Genomic DNA, 4,382 nt, shown 5'->3' with positions numbered 1-4,382 from the left:
TCCACCGTCGTGCCCCCGGGCACCGTGTACTACACCGAGGCGCAACGCGCGGCACAGTTGGCGACCCGCAAGGCGGGCTTCGACAACAGGTTCGCGCCGTATCCCCAGCCGTAGGCGGGCCGCCGCGTGCCTCGGCATCATGCTCTCATCTATTTGGTAGATGCCTTCGATCCAAATTAGTCGTTGGACTCGATGAGGCGTCGGGCGGTGAAATGAGTACATGAACCCCTTCGCCGCAACGCCACTCATCGGGCGCACCGCCCTCGTCACGGGTTCGACCTCTGGGCTCGGAGCCGGCATCGCCATCGCCCTCGCTGCGGCCGGCGCCCACGTCGTCGTCACCGGTCGCACCAGTGCTCGTGGGCAGCGGGTCGTCGCGCAAATCGAATCCGACGGCGGCCGTGCGACTTTCGTTCCGGTGGACTTCTCCGACGGACCCGACGCGATCGCCGCCGTGACGGCCACGGCTACCGAGGCAGTCGATGGCCGACTCGACATCCTGGTCAACAACGTGGCCACCCTGATCCAGCCCGCTCCGACCTCCGACGTGACCACCGCGGAGATCAGGGCTGCGTTCGACGTCAGTGTGCTCACTCCGTTCCAGTTGACCGGGAATGGTGGCCCCGGCGATGGCGCAGCGCGGTGATGGCGCGATCGTCAACATCGGCTCGATCAGCGGTTTGGTCGGTGCGGACGGGTCAGCGCTCTATGGCGCGACCAAGGCGAGCGTCCACCAGCTCACCAAGGCGTGGGCCGCCGAGTACGGGCCGGCCGGCGTCCGGGTCAACGCGGTGGCACCGGGCCCGATCGCCACCGAACGTAGCGACGAGTACGCCGCGGCGATAGCGCCCGCGCTGGCGCAGCTGCCGTCACACCGGATGAGCAGCGTCGCCGAAGTGGCTGCTGCGGTGGTGTTCCTGGCCGGGCCGCACGCAGGCAACATCCACGGCGCGATCCTGTCGGTCGATGGGGGTTGGTCCGCAATCTGAGCAGCGACGTCGTATCCATATCCGCAATCAAGAAGGAGAGCACCCCATGCCCGTCATCCGTTTCAGCATCACGTCCACCCTCGCCGCGCCTGAGCTCATGGCGATCCTGACCGACTTCGGGCCATCGCGTCCGGAGCAGTGGCCGACCATCGACGCCGCGCACTTTCAGGTGCACGCCCTCGGCGATACTTGGGCCGAGGTCACCGAAGGAACCGCCTCGGCCTGGGAGCGAGCCCGCTACGACTGGGACACCCACCGCCACCGCGTGACCGTCACGACCCTCGACTCCAAGGTATTCGGACCCGGCGGGGGATGGACGTTCCAGCTGACCCCGTTGGCCAGCGGCACCCGAGTCGACATCGAATTGACCCGCACGCCAGCAGGTTTCAAGCGTCGACTCCTGGCATCGCTGCTGCCGCTCGTCGCACCCGCGACGCTGAAGAAGTCGTTTGCCGGGCCGCTGCACGCCAGCTCGTCACATCCGCTCAGCCGTGGGTGAGGGGACACGCGACGTCGACGAAGATCGTCGTGTTGGTCGTCGGATCCGGGGTGGGATCACCGGGATTGTGAATCGACGTCACCGTGCACGTGCTGAGCAGCGAGGTGTCGCCGGCAGGGGCGCCGTTGACGTTCACGGCGTAGCCCTGTTCCTGGAGCTGTTGGATGACGGCGGTAGCGGACTCGCCGTCAATGTCGGGATCGGCCGAAACGACCGAGGCCAGACCGACGACGGTGATACCGCCCGCGGCGATTGCGAGTGACGCGAGGAGTCGCGGTACGTGCGACATGTGACCTGCCCCTCTCCGACGCGCGGAAGATGTGTCCCACCCTTGAGAATCTTCCAAGCGTAACGCCAGGTAGCGGCTCACCCCGGCTTCTACTTGGGTACGGCGAGCCGCGTCGGCTCGTCGTGGCCGCGCAGTGTCACCGTGTCACCGAGCGTCCAACGCGCGCTTTCGCTTTCGCCCGCGCGCGCGACGGTGGCGGACGAGGCGACGAGATGACCGTCGATCGTCTTGGACAGCTCGCACAGCCGGGCGGCCTCGTTGACGGGTTCGCCGATGACGGTGTACTCGAATCGGTCCTTGGCGCCGACATTGCCCGCCACCACCTGACCAGCCGCAACCCCGATTCCGGCCTGACACTCCGGCACCTCGACGCGTAGCCGCTCTGCCATTCCGCGGGCGGCCGCCAGCGCCTCTTCTTCGGCGTTGTCGAGTGACACCGGCGCGCCGAAGACGGCCAGCACGGCATCACCCTCGAACTTGTTGACCAGCCCGTGGTGTCGGTCCACCTCGTCCACGACGACCGCGAAGAACCGGTTCAGCAGATCGACGACTTCGACGGCGGGTCGGCTCGTCACCAGCTGCGTCGACCCGATGATGTCGACGAATATGACTGCGGCATGGCGTTCTTCGCCCCCAAGCTTCGGCCGCTCCTTCTCCGCGAGCAACGCGACCTCACGCCCGACGTGTTGGCCGAAGAGATCGCGCACCCGCTCGCGCTCCCGCAGACCGGCGGCCATCGAGTTGAATCCACGCTGCAGCTGGCCCAGTTCGGTGCCGTCGAACACCACCACGTTGGTGTCGAAGTCGCCCTGCTCGACGCGATTCAGTGCAGCGCGCACCACGCGCACCGGTGTCGCGGTCAGCCACGACAGGATCCACATCGAGATGAAGCCGAACAGCAATGCGAACAACGCGAGAATGACGACGGCAAATGTGAATTGGGTGGGGGTGACGTTCCGAAGCGTCAACGTGAGGATGGCCGCCAGCAGGATCCCGAGCACCGGCACGCCCGATCCGAGGGTCCACACCAGCATGGTGCGGCCCATGATCCCCGGCGCAAATCGTCGCGGCGGAGGGCCGACCTCAAGGGCCTGAGCTGCCACCGGACGAAGGGCGAACTCGGTGAACAGGTAACAGCACGCCGACACGACGATGCCGGGAAAGCTGATGCCCAGCAGCCACTTCGGGATGAACTGGGTGTTCACCATGGCGTACATCGTGGTGAGAACGATCGTGCCGATGCCCCAGAGGATGAGCAGCACGCGGGTCAGACGCCACGGAGCGAAGAACGTGTTGCGCTGGTCCTCCTTGGTGGGTTCGCGCTCCTCGATCGCCCATCGGACGTTCTTCATCACGCGGAAGGTGGCCCAGAACGTACCGACGATCAACGCGCCGAAGAGGTAGACGGGGACTGCGATGAACGTGATCCACCGGACGTCCGGCGCAAAGACGTTGGGGCTGGGGAATGCCACGGTGACGACGAGCGTCGCAACGGCGATGCCAATGAGGTTCGCTATCACCACGAACGTCGTGAGGATGAGTTGAATGCGGACTCGGCGGCGAAGCTGGCTCTCGGAGACCCGACCCAGGATCCACGAGCCGTACTCCGGCGTGGCGGGCACGCGACTGCTTTGGTTGGTCACCGTCTCCAGGACCCGGCCAAGCCGCTGCGCCGTGCTCTTCTTCTCCGTCATCGTGGCGTCAGCCTAGTTTCCCGCCCCGGCCATCTAGGGTAGTTGCCGTGCGCCTCGTCATTGCCCAGTGCACCGTCGACTACGTCGGCCGCCTCACCGCCCACCTCCCGTCCGCCCGCCGGTTGTTGTTGTTCAAGTCGGACGGGTCCGTCAGCGTGCACGCCGACGACCGTGCGTACAAGCCGTTGAACTGGATGAGTCCGCCCTGCTGGATGGTCGAGGAGGCCGGCGGCCCCAGTCCGGTCTGGGTGGTGGAGAACAAGGCCGGCGAGCAGCTGCGCATCACCGTCGAGGACGTGGAGCACGACTCCAGCCACGAGCTGGGCGTCGATCCCGGTCTGATCAAGGACGGGGTAGAGGCTCATCTGCAGGTGCTGCTCGCCGAGCACGTCGAGTTGTTGGGCGTCGGATACACGTTGGTCCGGCGGGAGTACATGACGCCCATCGGTCCGGTCGACCTGATGTGCCGCGATGAACTGGGACGCTCGGTGGCCGTCGAGATCAAGCGCCGCGGCGAGATCGACGGCGTCGAGCAACTCACCCGCTACCTCGATCTGCTCAATCGGGACACCGTGCTGGCGCCGGTGAGTGGCGTCTTCGCCGCCCAGCAGATCAAGCCGCAGGCGCGCACCCTGGCGGTTGATCGTGGAATACGTTGTGTGACTTTGGATTACGACCAGATGCGAGGCTTGGACAGCAACGAGTTCCGGTTGTTCTGAGGCCGTAGGATGGTGGGATGGCTAGGCGCCGCACCCCACCCCGCAGGCAGCGGTCGTTGCCGCCACTGCCCGTGTCGCGCCGCGTCGAGGTTGGGCCGGACGGGTACGACTACGACGTCAAGGCCGTCGCCGCGTCGAGGGCGCTGAAGACCTACCGGTGTCCCGGCTGCGATCACGAGATCAAACCGTCCA

General features: G+C 66.3%; 5 protein-coding genes and 1 pseudogene. 4 read left to right on the top strand and 2 right to left on the bottom strand.

From position 1 onward, the window contains the following. Positions 1 to 220 precede the first annotated feature (220 nt). Positions 221 to 989, top strand: a pseudogene (locus tag QOD90_RS17280) (SDR family NAD(P)-dependent oxidoreductase). A 46-nt stretch (positions 990 to 1,035) separates the two neighbouring features. Beyond that, on the top strand, positions 1,036 to 1,488 hold the full coding sequence (locus QOD90_RS17275; RefSeq protein ID WP_526351850.1) for an SRPBCC family protein: 453 nt from the start codon (positions 1,036 to 1,038) through the stop codon (positions 1,486 to 1,488). On the opposite strand, the gene QOD90_RS17270 is transcribed toward QOD90_RS17275, so the two are convergent. Together QOD90_RS17270 and QOD90_RS17265 are read right to left on the bottom strand one after the other, a co-directional pair. After that, positions 1,475 to 1,777 (bottom strand): hypothetical protein, encoded by a 303-nt coding sequence (locus tag QOD90_RS17270; RefSeq protein ID WP_526351848.1) that lies wholly within the window; start codon positions 1,775 to 1,777, stop codon positions 1,475 to 1,477. The genes QOD90_RS17275 and QOD90_RS17270 overlap by 14 nt on opposite strands. 89 nt (positions 1,778 to 1,866) lie before the next feature. Further along, positions 1,867 to 3,471, bottom strand: a complete 1,605-nt coding sequence (locus tag QOD90_RS17265; RefSeq protein ID WP_526351846.1) for an adenylate/guanylate cyclase domain-containing protein — start codon at positions 3,469 to 3,471, stop codon at positions 1,867 to 1,869. Between the two features lie 47 nt (positions 3,472 to 3,518). Between QOD90_RS17265 and nucS the strand changes: the two genes are divergently transcribed. Further along, positions 3,519 to 4,190 carry an endonuclease NucS gene (nucS, locus tag QOD90_RS17260; protein WP_526351844.1) on the top strand — a complete coding sequence of 224 codons (672 nt, stop codon included), beginning with the start codon at positions 3,519 to 3,521 and terminating at the stop codon, positions 4,188 to 4,190. 17 nt (positions 4,191 to 4,207) lie between these two features. Continuing rightward, positions 4,208 to 4,382: Rv1322 family protein (locus tag QOD90_RS17255; RefSeq protein ID WP_526351852.1), on the top strand; the 175-nt coding region annotated here is incomplete at its 3' end.

This window comes from Mycobacterium sp. (assembly GCF_032161845.1).
In the GTDB taxonomy this organism is placed as follows: domain Bacteria; phylum Actinomycetota; class Actinomycetes; order Mycobacteriales; family Mycobacteriaceae; genus Mycobacterium.
Note: the sequence above shows the minus strand (reverse complement) of the source record. Positions and strands in the feature narration are given on the sequence as shown.